Source organism: Micromonospora sp. CA-269861 (assembly GCF_050948505.1).
Taxonomy (GTDB): Bacteria; Actinomycetota; Actinomycetes; order Mycobacteriales; family Micromonosporaceae; genus Micromonospora.
The window spans coordinates 4,198,628-4,222,734 of the sequence record NZ_CP192014.1 but is presented as its reverse complement, the minus strand read 5'-3'; the positions used below and the strand labels follow the sequence as shown (position 1 = coordinate 4,222,734).

Below are 24,107 nucleotides of genomic sequence, written 5' to 3'. Positions count from 1 at the left end.
GTATACCTCTGAGGAATATTTATGCCTCAGAGGTATACCGCTCGAGAGCGAGTGGCCCACTCCGACGGCGGCTCTCCAGCCGGGCGCCGGCCAGGTCGACGATCCGGTCGCTCCAGCGGCCCAGCAGGGTCTGGTCGTGGGTGATGACCAGGACACCGGCGCGCTGGGTCCGCTGGTAGTCCCTGATGACGGCGGCGACGTGCGCCTGGGTCGAGGCGTCGAGCATCGCGGTGGCCTCGTCGCAGAGCAGGTAGTCGGGGCGGTGCGCGAGGGCCCGGGCGAGGCAGGCGCGTTGCAGTTGCCCGTCGGACACCGCGTGGGGACGCCGGCCGCGCAGATCCGCGGTGAGACCGACGAGGTCGGCGAGTTCGGTCACCCGTTCCCGGATTGCCGACTCGGGCGTCCGGGTGGCGCGCAGCGGTTCGGCGATCAGGTCGGTGAGGCTCAGTCGAGGGTCGGCGGCGGCGCGCGGGCTCTGGAACAGAGCGGCGACGCGGGTCCGGAGGGCGACCGGCACGGCGTACCGGACGGCGTCGACAGTGGTGCCGTCGATGCTGACCCGGCCCCGGTCGGGGCGGTGCAGGAGGGCCAGGACCCGGACCAGTGTCGATTTTCCGCAGCCGGACGGCCCGCGCAGTCCGACCGTCTCTCCCCGGCTGATCCGCACTGTGACGCCGTCGAGGACGACCTGGTGGCCGTACCCGACGGTCACCTCGTCGGCGAGCAGGTGCTGCGCGTTTGTCACGTGGTGGCTCCGGTGGGAATCGGGTGGTGGCAGGCCACCACGCCGCCGCCGGCGACAGGTGTCGGCTGTGGCCGGTCCGCGCAGGTGTCGGTGCGGCGTGGGCAGCGGGGCGCGAACGCGCACCCGGGCGGCAACGCGGTGAGCATCGGCGGGTCGCCCGGCACCGGTCGGAAGGCCCGGTCCGGCAGGGCGTCGAGCAACGCCGAGGCGTACGGGTGGGTTGGTGCGGTGAAGAGTTCGTCGCTGTCGCGGTGTTCCACGATGCGGCTGGCGTACATCACGGCGACGGTGTCGGCGACCCGGCGTGCGGCGGCCAGGTCGTGCGTGATGAGCACGACGGCGGCGCCGTTGTCGCAGCGGCGGCGCAGCAGGTCGAGGGTGTGGTCGACAAGCGGCCGGTCCAGCCCGGTGGTGGGCTCGTCGGCGATGAGCAGCGACGGGTCGGGTGCCAGCGCGAGCGCGGTGACCAGACGCTGTGCCATGCCGCCGGACAGCTCGTGGGGGTAGCGGTCCAGGTCCGCCGGGTCGAGCCCGACATCGACCGCGAGCTGGTCGGCGTCGGCGCGGTCGCGGCCATGTGCCCGCAGCGTCTCGGCGAGCAGTCGCCGTCCGGTGCGGACCGGGTTCAGGGCGGTCGCCGGGCTCTGCGGGACCAGCCCGACCCGGCGCCCGCGTACCCTGCGGGCAAGCTGGCGCTGGCCGCAGGTGACCAGGTCGACCGGGTCGACGCCGGGGTGGTGCAGCACGGCGTGACCGCTGGTCGTGGCGTTGCCCGGCAGGAGGCCGAGCAGGGCGTGGGCCAGGACGGACTTGCCGCAGCCGGACTCGCCCACGATGGCCAGCAGTTCGCCGGCCCGGACGGTGAGGCTGAGTTCGGTGACGGCGCGCACGCGCGCGTCGCGGAGCCGGAACTCGACGCCGAGGCCGTCCACGGCGAGCAGCGGCTGCCTCGCGGCGGCGCGGGGCGACGCCGGCGCGGAAATGGTTTCGGTGGTGGTCACAGGTGCAGCTCCGCTCGGACCCGGGGATCGAGGCGGTCGCGCCAGCGGGCGGCGAGGACCGCGATGGCGAGGGTGACGACGACGATGACCGCGCCGGGTGCCAGGCTGGCCCACCAGGCGCCGGTCAGTAGCGAACCCTGGCCATCGTTGATCATGTTGCCCAGCGAGGCGAGGTGCGGTGGCAGGCCGAGGCCGAGGAACGACAGGGCGGTCTCGTGCCACACCGCGTGCGGGATCATCAGGGTGGTGGCCAGCGCCAGCCGGGGCAGGACGTGCGGCAGCAGATGCCGGGTGAGGACCCGGAGCCGGCCGGCTCCGCCGCTGATGGCGGCGTCGATGAACGGGCGGGTCCGAAGGCTCAACAACTCGGATCGGACGATGCGGGCGGTGGAGAGCCAGTGGGTGAGCCCGACGGACGCGATCACGGCACCGAGGCTGGGACGCAGCATGGCGACGATGAAGATGCCCAGCAGCAGGTGCGGCATCGCGGCGATGGTGTCCACGACCCGCATCAGGATCCGGTCCACCCGGCCGCCGAGCGTGCCGGCGATCCCACCGACCACGCCACCGAGGACTGTGGCGACGAGCGCGGCGACCGCGCCGACGAGCAGCGAGACCCGCAGCCCGTAGACGGCGCGGTGCGCCACGTCGCGGCCCAGGTCGTCGGTGCCGGCGAGGTGGGCCCAGGACGGCGCCGACCGGGTCTGGTCCAGCGCTACAGCGCTCTGGTCGAGCGGCCAGACCAGCGGGGCGAGCAGCGAGCCGGCGACGGCCACCAGCAGGACCAGACCGGCCGCTACGGCACCGGCCTGGCCGGGCCGCAGCCGCAGCCGCGATCGAGCCAAGTGGAGCAGCGGCGGTCGCGCAGCGAGGTCAGCCATCGAGTCGTACCCTCGGGTCGGCGGCGGCGTAGGCGAGGTCCGTCGCGAGGTTCGCGGCCAGCACCACAGCTGTGGTGACCAGCGTGATCGCCGCCAGCAGCGGAAAGTCGCTGCCCAGCGCGGCGGCGACCGTGACGGCGCCGAGGCCCGGCAGCGAGAAGACCGTCTCGACCAGCACCGCCCCGCCGACCAGTTCGGGCAGGTGGGTGCCGACCAGGGTGAGGAACGGCAGTAGCGCGGTCCGCAGCGCGTGCCCGAACAGCACCGTCCGACCGGGCAACCCGCGTGCCCGCGCCGCGAGCACGTGGTCGTCGCGCATGCTCTCCGCGACCGCGTCCCGGACGAACAGCACGAACCACGGTGCCTGGGACACGGCCAACACGCCGACCGGCAGGATCAGGTGGTGCGCCACGTCGGCCCAGGAGGTGCCGGTAGCTGTGACGTCGGTGAGCCCGCCCGCCGGCAGCCAACCCAGGGCCAGCGCGAACACGGCGATCGCGGCCAGGCCCAGCCAGAAGACCGGCATCGACTGCACCGCGTACGCCGCCGTCCGCAGTGCACGATCGAACAGCCCACCCCGGCGGTACGCGGCCAGCGCGCCCAGCAGCAGACTCGCGACCAGGACCAGGGCCAGGGCCACACCGATCAGGAGCAGCGTCCAGCCGGCCCGGGCGGCGAGCACCGAGGCGACCGGCTCGTGGCGGCTGGTCGACCAACCCAGGTCGCCCTGGACCAGGTTGCCGATCCAGCGCAGGTACTGCACCGGCAGGGGGTCGTCGACGCCCCAGTTCGCGCGGAGCTGTGCCAGGTTCTCCTCGCTGGCGGTGAAGGCCGCCGCGCCCGCGTACTGCTTCGCGGGGTCGACCGGCGAGGCGGCACCCAGCGCGAACATCCCGACGCTTGTCGCGACGAGCACCGGGACGGCGACGAGGAGCCGACGCCGAACCACCGCGCCGGCCCCGGCCAGCCGACCGGGTCGGGTCACGACCGCGTCCAGGTGTCGATGTTCCACCAGAGGCTGTTCGCCACCCCGTGCTCGTGTGCCTCGACCCGCGGGGCCACGCCCTGGACCGAGGACTTCAGCACATAGGTGTGCCGCAGGTAGGTGAGGAACAGCCACGGTACGTCGGCGGCCAACTGCTTCTGGAACTGCGCGTACGCGGCCTTGCGAAGGGCAGGGTCGATCTGGTCGCGTCCCTCCTGCAGGGCCCGGTCCGTCACCTCGGAGCGGTACGAGCCGGGGTTGAAGTAGCCCTGCCCGGCGAACGTCGAGCCGAACAGCTTGTACGAGACGAAGTCCGGGTCGTACGGCGTGCCGTAGCCCATCAGCAGGGCGTCGGACTTCATCCGAGGGTCGATGGCGTCCCAGGTGAGCCCTGCCGGTGTCACCTCGATGCCGATCTTCTTCGCGTCGGCGGTGACGGCAAGGGCCAGGTCCTTGCGCAGCGTGTCGCTCGCCGGGTACATCAGCGTGAACCGGGCCGGCCGGCCGCCCTTGACGCGTACCCCGCCGGGGCCGGGGGTCCAGCCCGCCGCGTCGAGCAGCGCTCCCGCCGCCGTCGGGTCGGCGGTCGGCTTGCCGATGATCGAGGGGTCGGCGAATTCGGAGGTCGGGGGGATCGGGCCGAACGCCGGTTCGCCGGCGCCGCCGAGGAGCCCGGACACCATCGCGGCCCGGTCGACGGCCAGGTTGAGCGCCCGGCGGACCGCCGGGTCGGCGAGGACCGGGTTGCCCGTCGGCAGCATCACGCCGCGGTAGTCGGCGGTCGGCACCCGCTGCACCCGGTACGTGGCGTCGGTGTCGAAACCCGAGGCCAGCTTGGGCGGCAACTCGGTGGCGTCGAACTCGCCGGCCCGCATCCGCTGGGCCCGGACGTTGTCGTCGGCGACGAACGCGACCACCACCCGGTTGTTCTTCGGCCGGCCACCGAAGTAGCGCTCGTTCGCGGTGAGCACCAGCCGGTCGCCCGGCGTCCAGGACTCGACCTGGTACGGCCCGGTCCCGATCGGCTTGCGATTGAACCCGGCGGTGTTGATGTCCTTCCCGCTGAGCAGCTTCGCCGGCACGATGCCGAGGGTGAGCCGCTGCAGGAACGGCGCGTACGGGTAGCGCAGCTTGAATACGACAGTGCTCGCATCGGGCGCGCTCACCGACTCCACCATGTCCAGGTCGGAGCGGAGCGTCGAGTCGACAGTCGGGTCCAGGACGGCCTGGTACGTGAAGACGACGTCCTGGGCGGTCAGCGCGGTGCCGTCGTGGAACTGCACGCCGTCGCGGAGCTTCGCGGTCACGGTGCGCTTGTCGGGCGACAGTTCGGGCAACGCCGTGGCCAGACCGGCGACGAGGCGGTTGTCGTCGTCCCGGGTGACGAGGCCGTCGAAGATCAGCGAGGCGCCGTCGACGCCGTAGTTGAGCACCGGGTTCAACGCGTCCGGCTCGTCGGAGGTGGCGACGACGAGTGTCGCACCGCCGGAGGAGCCGTCGGGGGTGGCCGGGGCCGAGCATCCGGCGAGGACGAGCATCCCCGCCGCCGCGGTCGACGCCACGAGGCGTCGGAGGGTCGGACGCATCCGGGTCACAGAGGGCTCCTGTGGTGTGGGGAGGAATCGTTTGTCGGTAGGCGCAGCGCCGGAACCGTTGATCATCACGGTGGCACAGTTGCAAGTCTTTGGCAATTGCCACACACAGGCATGATGCCGATGATCAACAACTGTTCACGTCGCGGTCCGGTGCCGAACACCCATCCGGAGCTGCGCGTTTCCGCGCGTTCGACACGGTGGGCACGAATTCTGCCGCCGCTACCCCGGAGCGCTCCGTGCCCCTGCCCAGACGTCGTCGACGAGACGCGGTGACCGTCCTCGCGCTGGTGCTGCTCGCCGTCACAGCGACCGTCACGGCCCATCCCGCCCCGGCCTCCGCGCACCCGTTCGGTGATCCGCAGACCGTGTCCATCACGCGCGACGAACAGCGGCCAGAGGTCGTACGGGTGCGGTGGCGCGTCGGCGGCCCCGACGACCTGACGCTGCTCGGCGTCTCGCTCGGGCTGCTGCCGCCCGACCGCGTCCTGCTCGACGGCGCGGTCGACTACCGGACGACCGACCCCGCGGTGATCGCGTCGTCCGAGCTGTTCTCCGCCTACCTGCTCAGGCAGATCACGGTGGCCGACGGCGGACGTCGCTGCCCCGGCGCGGTCGCCGAGTCCAACGCCCTCGCGAGGGCCGGCGCCACAGTTGACTACACCTGCCCCGGGCCGGTCGACACGGCCACCGTCGCGGTGCGGATGTTGACCGACCTCAACCCCGCGTACCGTGCGATGGCCACCGGCCCCGCCGGGCAACGCGCGGTGTACGGCTCGGGTGAGGATTCGCACGACTGGGCCCTCACCGGCGTTCCGGGCGCGGGCAGCGCCGGTCGCGGCCGCAGCGCCGCCGTTCAGATCGTCGCCCTCGTCGGCGCTGCCCTGGTGGTCGCTGTCGGCGCGCTGCTGCTGGCGCGGCGACTGCGGCGACGGCGGGTCGCGGCATGACCGCGACCACCGTTCTCGCGACATCCGTCGCCGACCGGATGCAGGATCTCGTCCACTCGCCGGGCGTGCCGCCGCTGGCGTTCGCGCTCGCGTTCATCGCCGGCGCGGGGCACGCCGTGGCCCCCGGGCACGGCAAGAGTCTGGCCGCCGCCTACCTGGTCGGCTCCCGGGGCCGGATCCGGGACGCCGCCTGGCTGGGCGGCTCGGTGGCCGTCATGCACACGTTGTCAGTGCTGGTGATCGGCGTGGCGTGGACGTTCCTGTCCCTCGCCGACGTCATCCGGATGGAGGAACTCACCAGCTGGCTGCAACTCGGTGCCGGTGTGATCGTTCTGGCCACCGGGCTGTGGATGGTGCGCCGGCACCTGCACGCGGCCGATCACTCCCACCCGCACAGCCACAGCCACAGCCACAGCCACAGCCACGAGCATGAGCACGGGAAGCGTCCCGGCCTGTTCCTGCTCGGCATCTCCGGCGGCCTGACCCCGTCTCCGGCCGCCTTCCTGGTGCTGGCGACCGGGCTGTTCCTCGGCCGCGCCGGCTTCGCCCTGCTGCTGGTCCTGACGTTCGGCCTCGGGATGGCCGTGGTGCTCTTCGGCGTCGGCGTCCTCGCGGTAGCCGGAAGTTCACTTGTCACCCGAGGTGCCCAGTCGCGCGCCATCCTCGGGCTGGCCACCCGCGTGGCTCCGGTCCTCGCCGCCAGCGGCATCACGCTGTTCGGCGCGGGACTCGTCACGGTCGCGGCGGTCCAGCTCGTCACCCTCACCTGACCACCCATCAGTAGGGCCGGCGGCGGGCGCGTTTCCGGGCCGCCCCGACGTTCACCGTCGGTGGTGACGGTCAGCGGTGACCGGCTAGGGTTCCGGGATGTTCCGCGCCGTCGTGTTGATCGCTGCTGTGGTGCTCGCCACCGATCAGGCCACCAAGTACTGGGCCGAGTCCGCGCTGTCCGACGGGCAGACCATCACCCTCCTCGGTGAGCTGCTGCAACTGCGCCTCGTGTACAACCCGGGCGCCGCCTTCTCGATCGGCTCCGCGTACACCTGGATCTTCGCGGTGTTCGCGGCGGCGGCGGTGGTCGCGGTGACAGTCGTGGCGCGGCGGGTCACGTCGCGCGCCTGGGCGGTGGCGCTGGGCCTGGTGCTCGGCGGCGCGGCGACGCACCTGCTGGACCGCCTCTTCCGGGAGCCGGGCTTCGCTCGCGGGCACGTGGTGGACTTCATCGACTACGCCGGGTTCTTCGTCGGCAACGTCGCCGACATCGCGCTGGTGGTCGGCGTGGGCATCGTCATGCTGCTCAACGTGCGCGGCATTCCGCTGCATGCGGCGGCCACACCCGGCGAGACCCGCAGTGACGAGCAGGTGTCGTCCTCAGGCGCCTGAGGTGCCCGCAGGGCCGACCAGGACGACCTCCAGCCGGCGCGGGCCGTGCACACCCTCGACGCGGTTCAGCTCGATGTCGCTTGTCGCGGACGGGCCGGAGATCCAGGTCAGCGGCGCGCGTGGGTCCAGTCGGGTGAGCGCCTCCGGCAGCAGCCCGACGACCTGGTCGGTGCGGACGACGCAGATGTGCCGGTCGGGTACTAGGGTGAGCGCGCGTCGCCCCTGCGCCGGGCCGGCGTCGAGGATGATGGTGCCGGTGTCGGCGACCGCGACGGCGCAACCGGTCAGGACCGCGTCCAGGTCGTCGAGTGCGGCCGGTGACAGCGGGGGCGCGTCGCGGTGCAGCTGCCCGGCGTAGCCGGTCAGCCAGTCGGCGGGGACGTCGGTGGGGACGGCGAGCCGGTCGACCTCACTGAGCAGCCTGGGGAGGGCGTCGATGCCATGGTGGACGACCGCCCGGTAGTCCTCCAGCCGGTCGACCAGAGTCTCGATCAGGTCGGGGCGGTCGTCGACCCGGCGGTACCGGCGGGGCACCTGCACCGGCGGTGGGCTGTCGGCCAGGGCTGTCCGGAGTCGCGCCAGGATCTCGTCACGTGCGCTCACTGCTTTCCCCACCATTCCCGGAAGGTCTGCGGCGCGGGCAGCGGCAGGTCGCGCGACCGGGTCCACGCCGACGCGGGCCAGGGCAGTCGCCGCAGCGTGCGAGCGCCGGTGCGCCGCTCACGGTACGCCCCGAGCGGCCCCGCGCCGGCCCGGGCCAGGCGCAGGGCGGCTGCCCAACGTCGAGGGCTGCGCATCACCCAGGACAGGACGCCCATGGTGGCCCGTTCCGCGGGCGGGTGCGGTGCCTGCTGGCGGAGGTGGACAAGGATCTCCGGAATGTTGATCTTCACCGGGCACACGTCGTAGCAGGCGCCGCAGAGCGTCGACGCGTACGGCAACGAGGCGTTGTCGGCCACACCGGTCAGCTGCGGGGACAGGATCGCCCCGATCGGCCCCGGATACACCGAGCCGTACGCGTGCCCGCCGGCCCGCTCGTACACCGGGCAGACGTTGAGGCATGCCGAGCAGCGGATGCAGGACAGCGCCGGCCGCCCGACCGGGTCGGCGAGCACCGCGGACCGGCCATTGTCGACGAGCACGACGTGCACGTCCTGCGGGCCGTCGCCGGGGGTGACGCCGGTCCACATCGAGGTGTACGGGTTCATCCGCTCCCCGGTCGAGGATCTCGGCAGCAGTTGCAGGAAGACCTCCAGGTCGGTGAAGGTCGGCAACAGCTTCTCGACGCCGACGACGCTGATCAGCGTCTCGGGGAGGGTGAGGCACATCCGCCCGTTGCCCTCGGACTCCACCACCACGAGCGTGCCCGTGTCGGCGACGGCGAAATTGGCGCCGGAGACGGCGACCCGGGCCGAGAGGAAACGTCGTCGCAGGTGGGCGCGGGCCGCCTCGGCCAGCGCGGCCGGTTCGTCACTCAGGTCGGCAGGCGCGTCGGCCATGCGACGCTGGAAGATCTCCCGGATCTGGGCCCGGTTGTAGTGGATCGCCGGCACCAGGATGTGCGAGGGAGTGTCCTCGCCGAGCTGCACGATCAGTTCCGCGAGGTCGGTCTCGTACGCGGCGATCCCGGCGGCCTCGAGCGCCTCGTTGAGCTCGATCTCCTGGGTCGCCATCGACTTGACCTTCACGACCTCGTCGGCCCCGGCGGCCCGGGTCAACGCGACCACGATCCGGCACGCCTCGGCCGCGTCGCGGGCCCAGTGCACTGTGGCGCCGGCAGCGGTGACGGACGCCTCGAACTGCTCCAGCAGCTCCGGCAACCGACGTTGGACGTCCGCCTTGATCGCCGAGCCGGCGTCCCGCAGGGCCTCCCAGTCGGGTACCTCGTCGACGACCCGGGCCCGCTTGGCGCGGATGGTGCGGGTGGCCCGGTGCAGGTTCGCCCGGAGCTGCGTGTCCGCGACGGCCGGCTTGGCGGCGGTGGGGAAGGGCAGCGGTGTGCGGATCCGCCCGCCCCCGGTGGCGGGTGCGACCGGATGGCTCATGAGCTGGCTCCCGTCTCGGCGAGAATCTCGGCGTAGTGCACGGCCCGTACGCCCGCGCGGTGGCGGTCGAGGCCGCCGCCGATGTGCGCCAGGCAGGAGTTGTCCGCCGCGGCCAGCACCCGCGCGCCGGTGTGGCGGACCTGGGCGCACTTGTCGGTCAGCATCGCGGTGGAGACGTCCGGGTTCTTCAGGGCGAACGTGCCGCCGAAACCGCAGCACTCCTCGGCGTCGCCCAGCTCGACGAGCTGGATCCCGCGTACCTGGCGCAGCAGGGTCAGCGGTCGGTCTCCGAGGCGGAGCATCCGCAGGCCGTGGCAGGTGGGGTGGTAGGTGACCGTCTCCGGGAACTCGGCGCCGACGTCGGTGACACCGAGAACGTCGACGAGCAACTCGGACAGCTCGTACGTGCGGGCGGCCACCGAGGTGGCGGGCGGGTGCAGGCTCGGGTACTGGTCGCGGATCATCGCCGTGCACGACCCGGACGGCGCGACGATGGCGTCGTAGGAGTCGAAGGTGTCGACGTAGTTGCGCACCATCGGCATGGCCCCGGCCCGGTAACCCGTGTTGGCGTGCATCTGCCCGCAGCAGGTCTGGTCGGTGGGGAAGTCGACGGTGTGGCCGAGTCGCCGCAGGATGCGGGTGACCGCGATGCCGGTGGCCGGGAACGCGAGGTCGTTGACGCAGGTGATGAAGAGGGCGATCCGCATGGCGGCTCCTCGGGGGTGTGGGGGTGGGTCACGCCGAGTCGCGCGGTGTTCCGGTGGCGGGGAGCCGGTCGAAGGCGGGCAGGTGGCGCTCCCGGGCGGCGCTGAGGTGGGCGCGCATCGCCTCGGTGGCGGCTGCCGCGTCACCGGCGACGATGGCGGCGGCGATGCGCTGGTGCTCCGTGTTGGTGTCCGGCGCGCCGGCGACCGGGAAGTACAGCCGGTGCAGGTGCAGGTGTGAGTGCAGCCGCGTGATGGTGTCGCGGAGCAGCGGGCTGCCGGAGACCTCGGCGATCAGGTCGTGGAACCTCGCGTCCAGCGCGGTGAAGGCGGCGTGCCGGCGGTATCCGTCGCCGGCCTCCACGTCGATGCTCGCTGCCGCCTCGGCGCTGATCCGTTGGCGCGCTTCGGTGGAGGCGTGCGTGGCGGCCCGTCCGGCGGTGGCGCCCTCCAGCAGTTGACGGACGTCGAAGAGGTCGTCGAACTCGGCGCGGCTCAGCAGTGGCGTGGTGGTGTAGCCGGAGAGCGGGCGTTTGCGGACCAGGCCGTCGGCCTCCAGCCGGGCGAGGGCCTCGCGGACCGGGGTGGGGGAGACGTCCAGCTCCCGGGCGAGCGCGTCGATGTTGACCCGCTCGCCGGGCGGAAGGATGTGGTCCATGACCAGCGTCTTTATCGACTCGTAGACGTCCTCGGTGAGGGTGAGTCGACGGGCGGGACGGAGTCGACCCTCGCGAGGTTCCTGCTGGGCCATCTCGTCTCCTCAGCAACCCCTTGACTGTGCCGGTGTGAGCGAGTACACACTAGCAAAGCAACATCCTATAGGAAATAGGTTCCCCCGCCACCGTCTCACCACCACCACCCCCGAGGAGACGAACATGTCGCGCAGAATGCTGTCCCGAATCGGCTCGGGCCTCACCGTCGTGGCCCTCGCCACGACCACTGTGGCCTGTACGAAGAAGAGCGACACCACCGACGCCGAGGCCGGTGGTCGGGAACCGGCGCAGGTCAAGGTCGCGCTCGTGCCCGGCGGCTCGCACCCGTACTTCCAGCCGTGGAAGGACGCTGGGGCCAAGGCCAAGACCGAGCTCGCGCTCGGCGACGTCACCTTCAACGAGACCGCGGGCTGGGACCAGACCAAGCAGAACGACGTCCTCAAGTCCCTGGCCGCCCAGGGCTACAACGCCTTCGGGGTCTTCGGCGTCTCGCCGGACAACATCAACTCCACCTTCGAGGACCTCAAGCGGCAGGGCTTCCCGGTCGGCTCCCTGGCCTCCTGCCCGGCCGGGGCCAACAAGGCCGACTTCTGCCTCTCCACCGACGTGGAGGTCGCCGCGTACAAGGGCGCCAAGGCCGCCATCGACGCGATGGGCGGTCAGGGCAACCTGGTGCACCTGACCGGGAACAAGGTCGACTCCAACACCCAGCGCCGGATCGCGGGCGTGGAGAAGGCGGTCGCCGAGACCGGCGGCAAGGTGACCCTGATCCAGAGCGTCACCGACATCGACAAGGACCTGCAGAGCGCGCAGAAGGCCGTTGCCGACCTCCTCGCCGCGAAGGGCCGGCAGATCCAGGCGATCGTGAACACCGCCTACAACCCGGCGGTCGCCTCGGCCGAGGGCGTCCGCCAGTCGAAGCTGCCCATCAAGGTCATTGCCATCGACGACGACCCGACGGTCCTCGACGGGCTGCGCGGCGGCTCGGTGGCCGCCACCATCCTGCAGAACCCGGTCGGTCAGGCCCAGGTCGGCTCGTACGCCCTGATGAAGCTCAGCGGCGGCTGCACCATGACCGAACCCGGAGTGACAATCGACTCGGGCTCATTCGTGGTCACCAAGGACAACCTGGACGGCTACGAGGCCGACCGCACCGCCACCACCGAGGCCCTGCGGAAGAAGTTCGACGGCGACCTCCTCAAGTGCAGCTGATGTCGACCATCACCAAGGCCGAGGCGTACCTCGTCGACATTCCCGTCGAGACCGTCCGCACCGACGCGGTGCAGGCGTTCCTCAAGCAGGAGACGCTCTTCGTCGAGGTGCGCACGGCCGACGGCGGGCACGGCACGGGGTACGCGTACACGATCGGGACGGGCGGCACGGCGGTGCTCGCGCTACTGCGCGACTACCTGCTGCCCCACCTGGTCGGCCGTGATGCCGCCCGGGTGGAAGCGATCTGGCGTGACCTGCACGCCGCCACCCGCGCCACCGCCGTCGGGGCCATCACCTCGTTGGCGCTCGCCGCGATCGACACCGCGCTGTGGGATCTCCGTGCCCGCGCCGCCGGCCTGCCGCTGTGGGTGCTCGCCGGTGGCGCGAAGGACCGGATCCCCCTGTACGACACCGAGGGCGGCTGGCTGCACCTCACCGAGGACGAGCTGGTCGCCGGCGCGAAGGCGTCCCAGGCGGCCGGCTGGCCCGGCGTCAAGCTGAAGGTTGGCAAGCCGAACCCGGCCGAGGACGCGGCTCGGATCGGCGCGGTCCGGGCGGCCCTCGGCGACGACTTCGACGTGATGGTCGACGCCAACCAGTCGCTGACCGCCGCCGAGGCGATCCGCCGAGCCCGGCTGCTCGAACCGCACCAGCTCGCCTGGTTCGAGGAGCCGCTGCCCGCCGACGACGTCGCCGGGCACGAGTTGCTGGCCCGCGCGACAAGCATCCCGGTCGCGGTGGGGGAGTCGATGTACTCGATCGGCCAGTTCGCCGAGTACCTACGCCGCCAGGCGGCAGGCGTCGTCCAGGTCGACGTCGCACGCATCGGCGGCATCACCCCGTGGCTCAAGGTGGCGCACCTGGCCGAGGCCTGCAACGTGGTGGTCTGCCCGCACTTCCTCATGGAACTGCACGTGAGCCTCTGCGCGGCCGTGCCGAACAGCCGCTACGTCGAGCACATCCCGCAACTGCGCGCGATCACCCGGACCGAGATCGCGATCGTCGACGGCCACGCGCTCGCCCCCGGCGAGCCGGGCCTCGGCATCGACTGGGACCGCGACGCGATCGAGGACAGGAGGGTGGCGTGAAGACGGAAACAGCGCCGGAGGCGCCGGCGGTGCCTCCGGCCGCGGAGCCCAGACCGCCGGCCAGGGCCCTGCCGGTCTGGGCGAACCCCCGGCTCGGCCTGCTCATCGTCATCGCCGTGCTTGTCGTCCTCTTCTCGTCGCTCACCCCCGCGTTCCTCGACCCCCGCCTCACCCTGGCGCCGCTGCAGGCCGACATCAGCGTGTACGCAGTGGTCGGTCTCGCCCAGCTCGCCGTGCTCTCGCTCGGGCACATGAACATGGCAGTGGGCCGGATGGCCGCGCTGTCCACCTTCGCGATGGGCCTGGCCTACGACCGGCTCGGCGTACCGCTGCTGGTCGGGCTGCTCGTGGGTCTCGCCGTCGGGGCGGGCATCGGCGCGCTCGCCGGCCTGCTCATCGCCAAGACCGGCGTGAACTCCTTCGTGGTGACCCTCGCGCTCGACTTCGGGCTGCTGGGCCTGGTCACGATCCTCTACACCTGGGCGACCGGCGGGGTGTCGTTCGCGGTGCAGCCGAGTGGGCTGTCGGCCCTGCGCTTCGACACCTTCGCCGACTACTGCATGGGGGAGGTCTGCGGGCCCCGGATCCCGCTTGTCGTGCCGATCGCGGTGGCTGCGGCGCTCGGTGTCGGGCTGCTGTTCCGGCACGCCCGGCTGGGTCGGGAGATCCTGATGACCGGTTCCAACACGGTGGCCGCCGAGCTGTCCGGCATTCCCACGCACCGCCGGGTCGTCGCCGCGCACGCGTTGAGCGGGCTGCTCGCCGCGCTGGCCGGGTTCCTGCTCGCCGCCAACAACGGCGCCTTCTCGGCCAACATCGGTGAGTCGTTCCTGCTGCCGTCGTTCCTGGCCCCGGTGCTCGGTGGGACGCTGCTCGCCGGCGGCGCGGTGAGCGTCCTCGGCACCGCGCTCGGCGCGACCCTCACCCAGGTCATCTACAAGGGCCTCAACCTGCTCCAGTTCTCGCTGGAGGAGCTGAAGCTCTACATCGGACTCGTGCTGCTCGCGGCGCTGTCACTGGACCGGCTGCGGGCCGTGCTCGCCGAGCGAAGGGCGGTGTCACCGTCATGAGGAGCGTGATCCGGACCAACGAGTTCACCCTCGCGGTGATCGCGGCCCTCGGGTTCGCCGCGCTCGCGGTCGCCACCGACTTCAACCTGCTCACCGCCGGCACCCTGGACGCCTTCCTGCGCTTCCTCGCCCTGCCGATCGTCATCGGTCTGGCCCAGATGGTGGTGCTCGCCGTCGGTCAGATGAACCTCTCGGTCGGCGTGCTCACCGGTTTCTGCGCGGTGGCCTCGGGCTGGCTGATGATCGACGCCGGGCTGCCAGCCCCAATCGCGGTGCTCGCCGCGCTGGCCCTCGGGGCCGTCGTCGGGCTGATCAACGGTTTGTTGGTGATCTTCACCCGGATCAACGGGTTCATCGTCACCCTCGCCACCATGACGATCCTCGAAGGGCTGCGGTACGGGGTGAACGGCACCGGCACCTACCAGGGCTACTCACCCGGCCTGCGGGAGTTCGGGCAGGCGTCCCTGGCCGGCGTACCCGTGGTCTTCCTGCTGGCGGTAGCGATCGCCGTCGCGGTCGCCCTCTTCTTCCGTCGTACCGTGCCCGGACGGCACCTGCTCGCCTCCGGCGGCAACCCGTTCGCCGCCCGGCTGTCGGGCATCTCCAACGACCGGGCGCTGGTGCTGGCCCATACCCTGTCGGGGCTGCTGGCCGGCTTCGCCGCGGTGATCGTGGTGGCCGCCTTCGGCTCGGTGAACGCCTCGATCGGCGATGACCTGCTGCTGCCCAGCTTCGCCGCGCCGATCATCGGCGGGGTGGCCCTGGCCGGCGGCATGATCAGCGTGACCGGCACGGTGCTCGCGGCCTTCCTGGTGCGGCTCGTCGACGTGAGCCAGTCGCAGTTCGACATCAACCGGCGGTGGGTGGACCTCATCATCGGCGCTGTCGTCCTCGGCGCGGTGCTGCTCGGTCAGTTCCGCGACAAGCTCTCCGGAGGTACCCGATGAGCGTCGTGCTGTCCGCGGAGAAACTCGTCAAGACGTTCCCCGGGGTACGCGCCCTGGACGAGGCGACGCTGACCCTGACCGCCGGCAGCGTGCACGCGCTGCTCGGCGAGAACGGCGCCGGCAAGAGCACCCTGATCAAGATCCTGACCGGGGTGTACCGACCGGACGGCGGGCACCTGCGGCTGCCCGGACCGGACGGTGAGCTGCGCGCGGTGCAGCTCGGCAACCCGCAGGACGCCCAGCGGGCCGGCATCGGTGTCGTGCACCAGGAGCGGAACCTGATCCCGGCGTTCAGCGTCGCCGAGAACATCTGCCTGCAACACCTGCCCCGCCGCGTCGGCCTGCTCGACCGGGCGGCGTTGCGCGCCGAGGCCCGCCGTTGCCTCGATCTGCTCGACCTCGACCTGGACCCCGACCTGCCGGTGTCGCGGCTGTCGGTGGCCCAGATGCAACTGGTGGAGATCGCCAAGGCGTTGTCGGCCGACTCGACAGTGCTGTTGCTCGACGAACCGACCGCGTCGCTGACCAACGACGAGGCCGACCGGCTGTACGGCATCGTGCGTCGGCTGTCCGAGCGGGGCCACGCCACAGTGCTGGTCAGCCACAAACTGGAGGAGGTCTTCGCCGTCGCCGACACGGTGACAGTGCTGCGCGACGGGCGCAGCGTCGCCGAGGCGGAACCCCTCGCCGACCACAGCCGCGAGGAGATCGTCGACCTGATGGTCGGCCGGGCGTACCAGCAGGTGCACCTGGCCGCCCGGACCGTCGCGGCGGACGTCGAGCCGGCGTTGGCGCTCGACCACGTCGCCACCACCGCCGGCCACCACGACGTCAGCCTCACCGTCCGCCCCGGCGAGATCGTCGGCCTGTACGGGCTCGTCGGCGCGGGTCGCAGCGAGCTGGCCAAGGCGCTTCTCGGCCTCGACCGGATCACCGCCGGTGAGGTGCGGGTGCACGGGCGCCCGGCCCGCATCCGGGACGTGGGCGACGCCCTGCACCGGTACCGGATCGGCTACGTCACCGAGAACCGCAAGGAGGAGGGCCTCTTCCTCGACCAGACGGTGGCCCGCAACACCGCCGTGACGGTGTGGCGTCGGCTGGCCCGGCTCGGTCTGGTCCGCTACCGCTCGGAGCGGACGCTCGTCGACGAGTACGCCGATCGGCTGGGCATCCGCCTCGCGTCGCCCGACCAGCACGCCGGTCAGCTCTCCGGCGGCAACCAGCAGAAGGTCAGCCTGGCCAAGTGGCTGGCGGCCGACTGCGATGTGCTCATCATCGATGAGCCCACGGTCGGCATCGACGTCCGCACCAAGGCGGCCTTCCACGAGCTGATCGCCGGCCTGGCCGCGCGCGGAATGGCCATCCTGCTGATCTCGTCGGACCTGCCGGAGATGGTCACCCTCGCCGACCGGATCGCGGTGATGCGGGAGTTCGCCATCGTCGGTGAACTGGACAACGATCACGACTACGACCGGATGAGTCAGTCGGTGATCCGGTTCATCCACGACGGGCAGGGGGTCGTCGCGTGAAGGCCACCGAACCTGTGACCCTGGGGCGTACCGACGTGGTGGTGACCCGGCTCGGGCTCGGGCTCGCCCCGATCGGCGGAATGTTCGACGCCGTCGGTGACGAGACCGCCCACGCCACCGTCGAGGCGGGATGGGATCTGGGGCTGCGGTACTTCGACACCGCCCCGCTCTACGGCTGTGGCCTGTCCGAGCGGCGCGCCGGGGCGGTCCTCGCCGGCAAACCGCGCGGCGCGTTCACCCTCTCCACCAAGGTGGGTCGGCTGCTCGTCCCCGACGGTGGTGACCGGCAGGAGTTCTGGGCCGAGCCGACCGACCTCGCGCCGCAGTTCGACTTCTCCGCCGCCGGGGTACGCCGATCGCACGCGGAGAGCCTTGCCCGGTTGGGGTTGGACCGGGTCGACATCGCGCACATACACGACCCGGACGACCACCTCGCCGAGGCGGTCGCCGGAGCGTACCCGGCGTTGGCGCAGCTGCGGCAGGCCGGCGAGATCGGCGCGGTCAGCGCCGGAATGAACCAGGCCCCGGCGCTTGTCGAGCTGGCACACGCCGGCGACTTCGACTGCTTCATGCTCGCCGGCCGGTACACACTGCTCGACCAGTCCGGCCTCGACGAACTGCTGCCGCTGTGTCAGGCGAAGGGCATCGCGATCATCGCCGCCGGCGTCTACAACTCGGGCCTGCTGGCCGACCCGAGGCCGGGCGCCCCCTACGACTACGCCCCGGCCGACCGGAGGCTGCTCGACCGAGCAACCGCGATCCGGTCGGTCTGCGAGCGGCACGGCGTACCGCTGCGGGCCGCGGCGATCCAGTTCCCGCTCGGGCACCCGGCGGTCGCCAGCGTGGTGGTCGGCGCCCGAAGCCCCGAGCAGATCGCCGACAACGTCGCGATGTTCGAGTGGGACGTGCCCGGCGCGCTGTGGGCCGACCTCAAGGCCGAGGGGCTGCTGCCCAGCGAGGTGCCGACACCGTGATCATCGACGCGCACCACCACCTGTGGACCGCCGACTACCAGTGGCTCGCCGCACCGGGCCTGGAGGCGATCCGGCGCGACTACACCCTCGGCGACCTCGTACCCCGGCTGGACGAGGCCGGGGTGACGGCGACAGTGCTCGTCGAGGCGGGCCGCTGCGACGTCGAGGAGACCGCCGAGTTTCTGGCCCACGCCGCCACCACGCCCCGGATCGCCGGCGTGGTCGGCTGGGCGTCGCTCACCGACCCGGCCATCGCCGCCACTCTCTCCGGCTACCGCGACCTGCCCGGCGCGACGAAACTTGTCGGGCTCCGCGACCAGGTGCAGGGTGTCGCCGACCCGGGGCACCTGGCCCGCCCCGACGTGCGCGCCGCCCTCGCGGCGATCGGGGCCGCCGGCCTCACCTTCGACCTGGTCGTCCACGTCGGACAGCTGACGAGCTGCGCCGAGGCCGCGCGGGCCACGCCGGGCACCACATTCGTCCTCGACCACCTGGGCAAGCCGAGGATCACCGCCGCCACCGGCCTCGCCGAGTGGCGCGCGGCGGTACGCGACCTGGCGGGCTGCGACAACGTCGTCGCGAAGGTCTCCGGCCTGCTCACCGAGGCCGGCCCCGGGTGGCGGGTGGCCGAAATCCGGCCGTACGTCGACACCGCGCTGGAGTTGTTCGGCCCGCACCGGCTGATGGCCGGCTCCGACTGGCCCGTCTGCGACCTCGTCGCCTCGTACGGCGAGGCGTGGACAGCGATCGACGCCAGCCTGGGCGAGCTGTCCGCCACCGAGCGGGCGGACGTCCTGGCCGGCACCGCAATTCGTACCTATGCACTGGAGGTTGGTTCGTGAGATTCATGCGCGTCGGGCCCGTGGGGCGGGAACGCCCCGTGCTGTACGTCGACGGACGGCACTTCGACCTGTCGTCGCTCACCGCCGACATCGACGGGGAATTCCTCGCCGGTGACGGCGTCCGGCGGGTCCGCGAGGCAACCGACCTGCCCGAGATCGACGTCACCGGTCAACGGGTCGGCGCACCTGTCGCCCGGCCCGGGGTGGTGCTCTGCGTGGGGCAGAACTACGCCGCGCACGCCGCCGAGTCCGGTGCCGCGCCGCCTACCGATCCGATCATCTTCTACAAGGCGCCCAACACCGTCGTCGGCCCGTACGACGAGGTCCTGATCCCGCGCGGATCGACGAAGACCGACTGGGAGGTGGAGTTGGCGGTGGTGATCGGCCGAACGGCCCGCTACCTCGACTCGCCGGCCGACGCCTTGGCGCACATCGCCGGGTACGTGCTCTCCAACGACGTCTCCGAGCGGGACTTCCAACTCGCCGTCTCCGGCGGCCAGTGGTCGAAGGGCAAGTCCTGCGAGACGTTCCAACCGCTCGGCCCGTGGCTGGTCACCGCCGACGAGATCGGCGACCCGCAGGCGCTGCGGCTGCGTTCCTGGGTCAACGGCGAACCCCGCCAGGACTCCAGCACCAAAGACATGATCTTCGACGTGGCGTACCTGGTCTGGCACCTGTCCCAGTACACCGTCCTGGACCCGGGCGACGTCATCAACACCGGCACCCCGCAGGGAGTGGGGCTCTCCGGCCGGTTCCCGTACCTGGCGGTCGGCGACGTGATGGAGGTCGAGATCGACGGCCTCGGCCGGCAGCGCAACACGCTCCGGAACGCCTGATGGCGGTGATCACGTCCGTCGACACGTACGACGTCCGCTTCCCGACCTCCCGGGACCTGGACGGCTCCGACGCGATGAACCCCGACCCCGACTACTCGGCGGCGTACCTCGTGCTGAGCACCGACGACGGCCCGGACGGACACGGTTTCACCTTCACCATCGGGCGGGGTAACGACGTCTGCCGGGCGGCCATCGACGCGCTGGTGCCGTACGTGGTCGGCCTCGACCCGGACACCGTGGACCTCGGTGCGTTCGCCCGCTCGCTCACCCAGGACTCGCAGTTGCGCTGGCTCGGCCCGGAGAAGGGCGTGATGCACCTGGCCGCCGCAGCGGTGATCAACGCGATGTGGGACCTGGTCGCCAAGAGAGCCGGTAAGCCGGTCTGGCGCTACCTGGCCGACCTCAGCCCCGAGCAGATCGTCGACCTGGTCGACTGGCGCTACCTCACCGACGCCCTCACCCCGGACGAGGCGCTGGAGATCCTGCGTGCCGCCGAGCCGGGTCGGGCCGACCGGATCGCTCGGTTGACCGAGCGGGGTTATCCCGCGTACACCACGTCACCCGGCTGGCTCGGCTACTCCGACGACAAGGTGATCCGGCTGGCCAGGCAGGCCGTGGCCGACGGCTTCACCCAGATCAAGCTGAAGGTGGGCGCGGACGCCGCCGACGACGTGCGCCGCCTGAAGATCGCCCGGGAGGCGGTCGGCCCGCAGATCCGGATCGCGCTCGACGCCAACCAGCGCTGGGACGTCGCCGAGGCGGTGGACCGGATGCGGGAGCTGGCGCCGTACGACCCGTGGTGGATCGAGGAGCCGACCAGCCCCGACGACGTGCTCGCCCACGCGGCGATCCGGTCCGCCCTCGCCACCAGCGCACCCGACGGCGGGCCGATCCGGGTCGCCACCGGCGAGCACGTGGCGAACCGGGTCGTGTTCAAACAGCTGTTGCAGGCCGGCGCCGTCGACGTCGTGCAGATCGACGCGTGCCGGGTGGGCGGCGTGAACGAGAACGTCGCCATCCTGCTGCTGGCCGTGAAGTACGGGGTGCCGGTCTGCCCGCACGCCGGGGGAGTCGGCCTCTGCGAGCTGGTGCAGCACCTGTCGATGTTCGACTTCGTGGCGGTGTCCGGCTCGATGCGCAACCGGATCGTCGAGTACGTCGACCACCTGCACGAGCACTTCCTCGACCCGGTGGTGATCAGGGACGGGCACTACGTGGTGCCCGACGCCCCGGGATTCTCCGCCGCGATGCGTCCGGAGAGCCTCGCCACCTACGCGTACCCCGACGGGCCGGCATGGGTCTGACGAACCGCGACACGCACGACCGCACCGCCGCGTCGACGGCGGTGCGTCACCTCAGCGAACTACTCGGAAGGGGAGAGCAGCATGCGGTGTGACGGTCTCGTGGCGGTGGTGACCGGAGGCGGGTCGGGGATCGGGCTTGCCTGTGTGCGGGCGTTCGCCGCCGCCGGCGCCCGGGTCGGTGTCCTGGACCTGGAGCTGTCCGGTCTGCCCGAGGATCCCGCCGTACTCGGCGTCCGGGCGGACGTGGCCGACAGGTCCTCCCTCAGCGCGGCCGTCGCCTCGGTCGCGGAGGCGTTCGGCGGCATCGACATCCTGGTGAACAACGCCGGCATCTCGGCAGTGGGCACTGTGGAGGAGGACGACGACGAGCAGTGGAGCAGGGTGCTCGACGTCAACGTCTCCGGCGTGGCCCGGACCAGCGCTGTCACCCTGCCGTACCTGCGCCGGTCGTCGTCCGCGGCGATCGTCAACATCTCCTCGATCGCGGCGACCGTCGGCCTGCCCCGACGCGCGCTGTACTCGGCGTCGAAGGGTGCCGTGCACGCCCTCACCCTCGCCATGGCCGCCGACCTGGTGACGGAGGGTGTCCGGGTCAACTGTGTCGCCCCCGGCACCGTCGACACGCCCTGGGTGGCCCGCCTGCTCGCCCGCGCGGCCGACCCGACGGCGGAGAAGCGGCAACTGGCCGCCCGCCAGCCGACGGGCCGCCTGGTGACCGCCGACGAGGTGGCCGCCGCCGTCGTCTACCTCGCGTCGCCCGCGACCGGGTCGGTGACCGGTTCGTCGTTGCCGGTGGACGGCGGCATGTCCGGCCTGCGCCTACCCGCCCCGGTCCCGCCCGCGGCCGGTACTGCCGAACCGGGCGCGTGACATGATTGCGCAATGGGGAAACAGCAGGACGTCGGCGAGGCCGACAGTCACAGCGGGTCCGGCACCACCGCCCACCGTCCGATCGGTGGCAGCGCTGACGCTCGGCTAGCCCTCGCACAGGACCCCACAACACCACAAATGACCCTTATTGACCTGGCCTCCGACCCGTCGGCCCTGGTCCGCAAGGCGGTCGCCGCTCGCGCCGACGCTCCCGCGCAGGCCCTGCGACCGCTCACCCGGGACCATGATCGTCAGGTCCGGGAGGCGGTGGCGAGGAACCCGTCCACCTCGATCGCCAACCTCATGCGTCTGGTCAAGGACGCCGACAGGTGGGTCCGCTGGGCTGTCGCCGGCAACCCGGCCTGTGACGAGTCGATCCGCCAGGTCATGGCGAAGACCTCGGACAAGGAGCTTCGCGGTCTCCTCGCGGAGAGTCGCGAGCTGGAGCCGGAGTTGGCCGCCAGGCTGATCGACGACGTCTCACCCGAGGTGCGGGAACGGCTCGCCACCCACAGCCACGACCCCGACGTGATCACCGCCCTGCTGGCCGATCGCACCGCACGCGTACGCAAGGGGGTTGCCCGCAACCCGCGGACCACCGCCGGACAGCGCAGCGCGCTCGCCGCGGACCCGGTGGTGGACGTCCGTGCCGCGCTGGTGCGGGCCGTCGAGCTGAGCGAGAAGGACCTGGCGCGCCTGGTCGACGACCGCGCGGTGCAGGTCCGGCTGGCGATGGCGACGTCCGAGTTCGTTCCGCCGCACGTTCGGCAGGCGCTCGCTCGCGATGCCGACGAGATGGTGGCCAGCGCCGCACGGGACTACCGCCCGGGCGCCGGCACCGCCTCCGCCGTGCGGGCGCCCCGCATCGCGCACCGGCCCTCCGCCGCCGGCGGGGGCCGATCGGGCAGCACCTCGCGGTAGGACCGCACCGCGTCCCGGGCCGTGCGGAAACGGAAAGTACAGCTCGGGTACTCGGGTTGGCCCCGAAGCATTCACATGTGTCGTCCCGATCTTCTCTACGCTGCGAATGCCCACTTATGGGCGGATGTCGGCAAGGGAGGATCAGCGGTGCGTATCAGGAGATCCAGGTCCAGGTTCGTGGCGATGGCCGTGGCGATGGTGGTCGCCGTGGCCGGCGGAACACTCACCAGCGGCACGGCGAACGCCGCCGAGCCCTCCCAGTTCACCGTCGTGGACGGTGCGATCCGCACGGCGACCGGCACCCCCGTGCCCGCCTCCGGCACGCACGCCTCGCTCTGGGGCAACTCCAGTTACGCCACCACCAGCATCAGCGGCTCCGGGCGGGTGCTGATCGGGGCCATCGGGGACAACTGCCAGGGTTGGCCGACCGTCCGGGTGACTGTCGACGGTGTCGCAATCGGTCAGACCACCATCGTCAGCGCGACCAGCTACGGCACCTACCCGGTCGGCGCCGCGGTCGGCGGTGGGCAGCACACCGTGCGGATCCAGCTCGTCAACGACTTCCGGGCCGACCCCTGCGACCGCAACGTCCACATCGCGTACGCGCGGATGGAGACCGCAGGCGCCACCGACACGAAGTTCAGCTTCGCCGTCCTGCCGGACACCCAGCAGGAGGTGCTGAACAGCTCGGACACCCGGTTCCGCAACCGCACCAACTGGCTGGCGCAGAACCGTTCCGCGCTCGACCTGCGCTACGTGACCCACTCCGGTGACGTGGTCAACTGGGACACCCCCGACCACTCCCAGTACGTCATCGCCCGCGACGCGATGCGCCCGATCGAGACCGCGGGCCTCCCGTACTCGCTGGCGATCGGCAACCACGACACCCAGGCGACCGGCGAAGGCGGGTCCGCTCGGGACCCCGCCCACACCAGGGAACTCGTCCGGGACACCACCGTTTTCAACAGGTACTTCACCGCCAGCCAGTACGGCGCGGTGAAGGGACAGTTCGAGGCCGGCAAGGTCGACAACTCGTACTCGACCTTCGAAGCCGGCGGGGTCCAGTGGATGGTGCTCACCCTGGAACTCTGGCCCCGGATCGACGCCGTGAACTGGGCCAGGAGCGTCGTCGCCGCAAACCCGCGGCACAACGTCATCGTCGTTACCCACGACTACATCGACGGCAGCGGCAACATCGAGCAGAGCGCCTCGTACGGCGCGACCAGCCCGCAGTACCTCTTCGACAACCTGATCAAGCAGTACGCCAACATCCGTTTCGTCTTCTCCGGTCACGTCGGCATCGCCGCCAACCGGGTCGACACCGGAGTCAACGGCAACAAGATCTACACGTTCCTCCAGACGTTCCACTCCAACACCACCAATCCGGTACGCCTGGTCGAGGTCGACACCGCTGCGAACTCGCTGCGGACCTGGATCTACGCCCCTTACAACAACCAGTCGTTCACCGAGTACGACAGGTCCTTCACCGGGCTCGGCGTGGTCCGCTGACGGGTG

Annotated in this window: 24 protein-coding genes; 15 read left to right on the top strand and 9 right to left on the bottom strand. The window is 71.6% G+C overall.

All coding sequences use genetic code 11. The annotated features are described in order from the left end of the window. Positions 1–19: 19 nt before the first annotated feature. Genes ACQP0U_RS19360 through ACQP0U_RS19340 form a run of 5 tightly spaced genes read right to left on the bottom strand, consistent with a single transcriptional unit; the run spans position 20 to position 5,198 of the window. Positions 20–745, bottom strand: coding sequence for an ABC transporter ATP-binding protein (locus tag ACQP0U_RS19360; protein WP_433308986.1), 726 nt, complete (start codon positions 743–745; stop codon positions 20–22). Beyond that, positions 742–1,746, bottom strand: coding sequence for an ABC transporter ATP-binding protein (locus ACQP0U_RS19355; RefSeq protein WP_433308984.1), 1,005 nt, complete (start codon positions 1,744–1,746; stop codon positions 742–744). The genes ACQP0U_RS19360 and ACQP0U_RS19355 overlap by 4 nt, the downstream gene beginning before the upstream one ends. Beyond that, positions 1,743–2,627 carry an ABC transporter permease gene (locus tag ACQP0U_RS19350; RefSeq protein ID WP_433308982.1) on the bottom strand — a complete coding sequence of 295 codons (885 nt, stop codon included), beginning with the start codon at positions 2,625–2,627 and terminating at the stop codon, positions 1,743–1,745. Before ACQP0U_RS19350 ends, ACQP0U_RS19355 begins: the two co-directional genes overlap by 4 nt. Then, positions 2,620–3,639, bottom strand: a complete 1,020-nt coding sequence (locus tag ACQP0U_RS19345) for an ABC transporter permease (protein WP_433308980.1) — start codon at positions 3,637–3,639, stop codon at positions 2,620–2,622. Before ACQP0U_RS19345 ends, ACQP0U_RS19350 begins: the two co-directional genes overlap by 8 nt. Next, positions 3,609–5,198, bottom strand: coding sequence for an ABC transporter substrate-binding protein (locus tag ACQP0U_RS19340; protein ID WP_433320954.1), 1,590 nt, complete (start codon positions 5,196–5,198; stop codon positions 3,609–3,611). Before ACQP0U_RS19340 ends, ACQP0U_RS19345 begins: the two co-directional genes overlap by 31 nt. Before the next feature lie 278 nt (positions 5,199–5,476). On the opposite strand from ACQP0U_RS19340, the gene ACQP0U_RS19335 reads away from it, so the two are divergent. The 3 genes from ACQP0U_RS19335 (at position 5,477) to ACQP0U_RS19325 (ending at position 7,537) form a co-directional block, all read left to right on the top strand. Beyond that, the gene (locus ACQP0U_RS19335; RefSeq protein ID WP_433308978.1) at positions 5,477–6,154 is read left to right on the top strand and encodes a hypothetical protein; all 678 of its coding nucleotides are present in this window, start codon (positions 5,477–5,479) and stop codon (positions 6,152–6,154) included. After that, on the top strand, positions 6,151–6,924 hold the full coding sequence (locus ACQP0U_RS19330) for an urease accessory protein UreH domain-containing protein (protein ID WP_433308976.1): 774 nt from the start codon (positions 6,151–6,153) through the stop codon (positions 6,922–6,924). The genes ACQP0U_RS19335 and ACQP0U_RS19330 overlap by 4 nt, the downstream gene beginning before the upstream one ends. Positions 6,925–7,021: 97 nt before the next feature. Then, positions 7,022–7,537, top strand: a complete 516-nt coding sequence (locus ACQP0U_RS19325) for a signal peptidase II (RefSeq protein WP_433308975.1) — start codon at positions 7,022–7,024, stop codon at positions 7,535–7,537. Here ACQP0U_RS19325 and ACQP0U_RS19320 read toward each other — a convergent pair. The 4 genes from ACQP0U_RS19320 to ACQP0U_RS19305 are packed head-to-tail and all read right to left on the bottom strand — an operon-like array spanning position 7,526 to position 11,037. Beyond that, positions 7,526–8,140 carry a LutC/YkgG family protein gene (locus ACQP0U_RS19320; protein ID WP_433308973.1) on the bottom strand — a complete coding sequence of 205 codons (615 nt, stop codon included), beginning with the start codon at positions 8,138–8,140 and terminating at the stop codon, positions 7,526–7,528. The two genes, ACQP0U_RS19325 and ACQP0U_RS19320, sit on opposite strands and share 12 nt — an antisense overlap. After that, positions 8,137–9,582 carry a LutB/LldF family L-lactate oxidation iron-sulfur protein gene (locus ACQP0U_RS19315; RefSeq protein ID WP_433308972.1) on the bottom strand — a complete coding sequence of 482 codons (1,446 nt, stop codon included), beginning with the start codon at positions 9,580–9,582 and terminating at the stop codon, positions 8,137–8,139. The genes ACQP0U_RS19320 and ACQP0U_RS19315 overlap by 4 nt, the downstream gene beginning before the upstream one ends. Beyond that, positions 9,579–10,289, bottom strand: a complete 711-nt coding sequence (locus ACQP0U_RS19310; RefSeq protein WP_433308970.1) for a (Fe-S)-binding protein — start codon at positions 10,287–10,289, stop codon at positions 9,579–9,581. The genes ACQP0U_RS19315 and ACQP0U_RS19310 overlap by 4 nt, the downstream gene beginning before the upstream one ends. 28 nt (positions 10,290–10,317) lie before the next feature. Continuing rightward, on the bottom strand, positions 10,318–11,037 hold the full coding sequence (locus ACQP0U_RS19305) for a GntR family transcriptional regulator (RefSeq protein ID WP_433308968.1): 720 nt from the start codon (positions 11,035–11,037) through the stop codon (positions 10,318–10,320). A 124-nt stretch (positions 11,038–11,161) separates the two neighbouring features. On the opposite strand from ACQP0U_RS19305, the gene ACQP0U_RS19300 reads away from it, so the two are divergent. The 12 genes from ACQP0U_RS19300 to ACQP0U_RS19245 all read left to right on the top strand — a co-directional run bounded on the left by ACQP0U_RS19300 (position 11,162) and on the right by ACQP0U_RS19245 (position 24,101). After that, positions 11,162–12,211, top strand: a complete 1,050-nt coding sequence (locus ACQP0U_RS19300; protein ID WP_433308966.1) for a sugar ABC transporter substrate-binding protein — start codon at positions 11,162–11,164, stop codon at positions 12,209–12,211. Further along, the gene (locus ACQP0U_RS19295; RefSeq protein WP_238659203.1) at positions 12,211–13,299 is read left to right on the top strand and encodes a mandelate racemase/muconate lactonizing enzyme family protein; all 1,089 of its coding nucleotides are present in this window, start codon (positions 12,211–12,213) and stop codon (positions 13,297–13,299) included. The genes ACQP0U_RS19300 and ACQP0U_RS19295 overlap by 1 nt, the downstream gene beginning before the upstream one ends. Next, positions 13,296–14,369: an ABC transporter permease gene (locus tag ACQP0U_RS19290; RefSeq protein WP_433308964.1), complete on the top strand. Its 1,074-nt coding sequence runs from the start codon at positions 13,296–13,298 to the stop codon at positions 14,367–14,369. Before ACQP0U_RS19295 ends, ACQP0U_RS19290 begins: the two co-directional genes overlap by 4 nt. After that, on the top strand, positions 14,366–15,316 hold the full coding sequence (locus ACQP0U_RS19285; RefSeq protein WP_433308963.1) for an ABC transporter permease: 951 nt from the start codon (positions 14,366–14,368) through the stop codon (positions 15,314–15,316). The genes ACQP0U_RS19290 and ACQP0U_RS19285 overlap by 4 nt, the downstream gene beginning before the upstream one ends. Continuing rightward, entirely contained in the window at positions 15,313–16,845 is a 1,533-nt protein-coding gene (locus ACQP0U_RS19280; RefSeq protein WP_433308961.1) for a sugar ABC transporter ATP-binding protein, read from the top strand. The genes ACQP0U_RS19285 and ACQP0U_RS19280 overlap by 4 nt, the downstream gene beginning before the upstream one ends. Next, positions 16,842–17,819, top strand: coding sequence for an aldo/keto reductase (locus ACQP0U_RS19275; protein ID WP_433308959.1), 978 nt, complete (start codon positions 16,842–16,844; stop codon positions 17,817–17,819). Before ACQP0U_RS19280 ends, ACQP0U_RS19275 begins: the two co-directional genes overlap by 4 nt. Next, positions 17,816–18,661, top strand: a complete 846-nt coding sequence (locus tag ACQP0U_RS19270) for an amidohydrolase family protein (protein ID WP_433308957.1) — start codon at positions 17,816–17,818, stop codon at positions 18,659–18,661. Before ACQP0U_RS19275 ends, ACQP0U_RS19270 begins: the two co-directional genes overlap by 4 nt. After that, on the top strand, positions 18,658–19,497 hold the full coding sequence (locus ACQP0U_RS19265) for a fumarylacetoacetate hydrolase family protein (protein WP_433308955.1): 840 nt from the start codon (positions 18,658–18,660) through the stop codon (positions 19,495–19,497). The genes ACQP0U_RS19270 and ACQP0U_RS19265 overlap by 4 nt, the downstream gene beginning before the upstream one ends. Beyond that, on the top strand, positions 19,497–20,801 hold the full coding sequence (locus ACQP0U_RS19260; RefSeq protein WP_433308954.1) for an enolase C-terminal domain-like protein: 1,305 nt from the start codon (positions 19,497–19,499) through the stop codon (positions 20,799–20,801). The genes ACQP0U_RS19265 and ACQP0U_RS19260 overlap by 1 nt, the downstream gene beginning before the upstream one ends. Positions 20,802–20,882: 81 nt before the next feature. Beyond that, positions 20,883–21,671 (top strand): SDR family NAD(P)-dependent oxidoreductase, encoded by a 789-nt coding sequence (locus tag ACQP0U_RS19255; protein ID WP_433308952.1) that lies wholly within the window; start codon positions 20,883–20,885, stop codon positions 21,669–21,671. Between the two features lie 138 nt (positions 21,672–21,809). Further along, entirely contained in the window at positions 21,810–22,592 is a 783-nt protein-coding gene (locus tag ACQP0U_RS19250) for a hypothetical protein (protein ID WP_433308950.1), read from the top strand. 147 nt (positions 22,593–22,739) lie between these two features. Next, complete coding sequence (locus tag ACQP0U_RS19245) at positions 22,740–24,101, top strand: carbohydrate-binding domain-containing protein (RefSeq protein ID WP_433308948.1); 1,362 nt, start codon at positions 22,740–22,742, stop codon at positions 24,099–24,101. Positions 24,102–24,107: the final 6 nt, after the last annotated feature.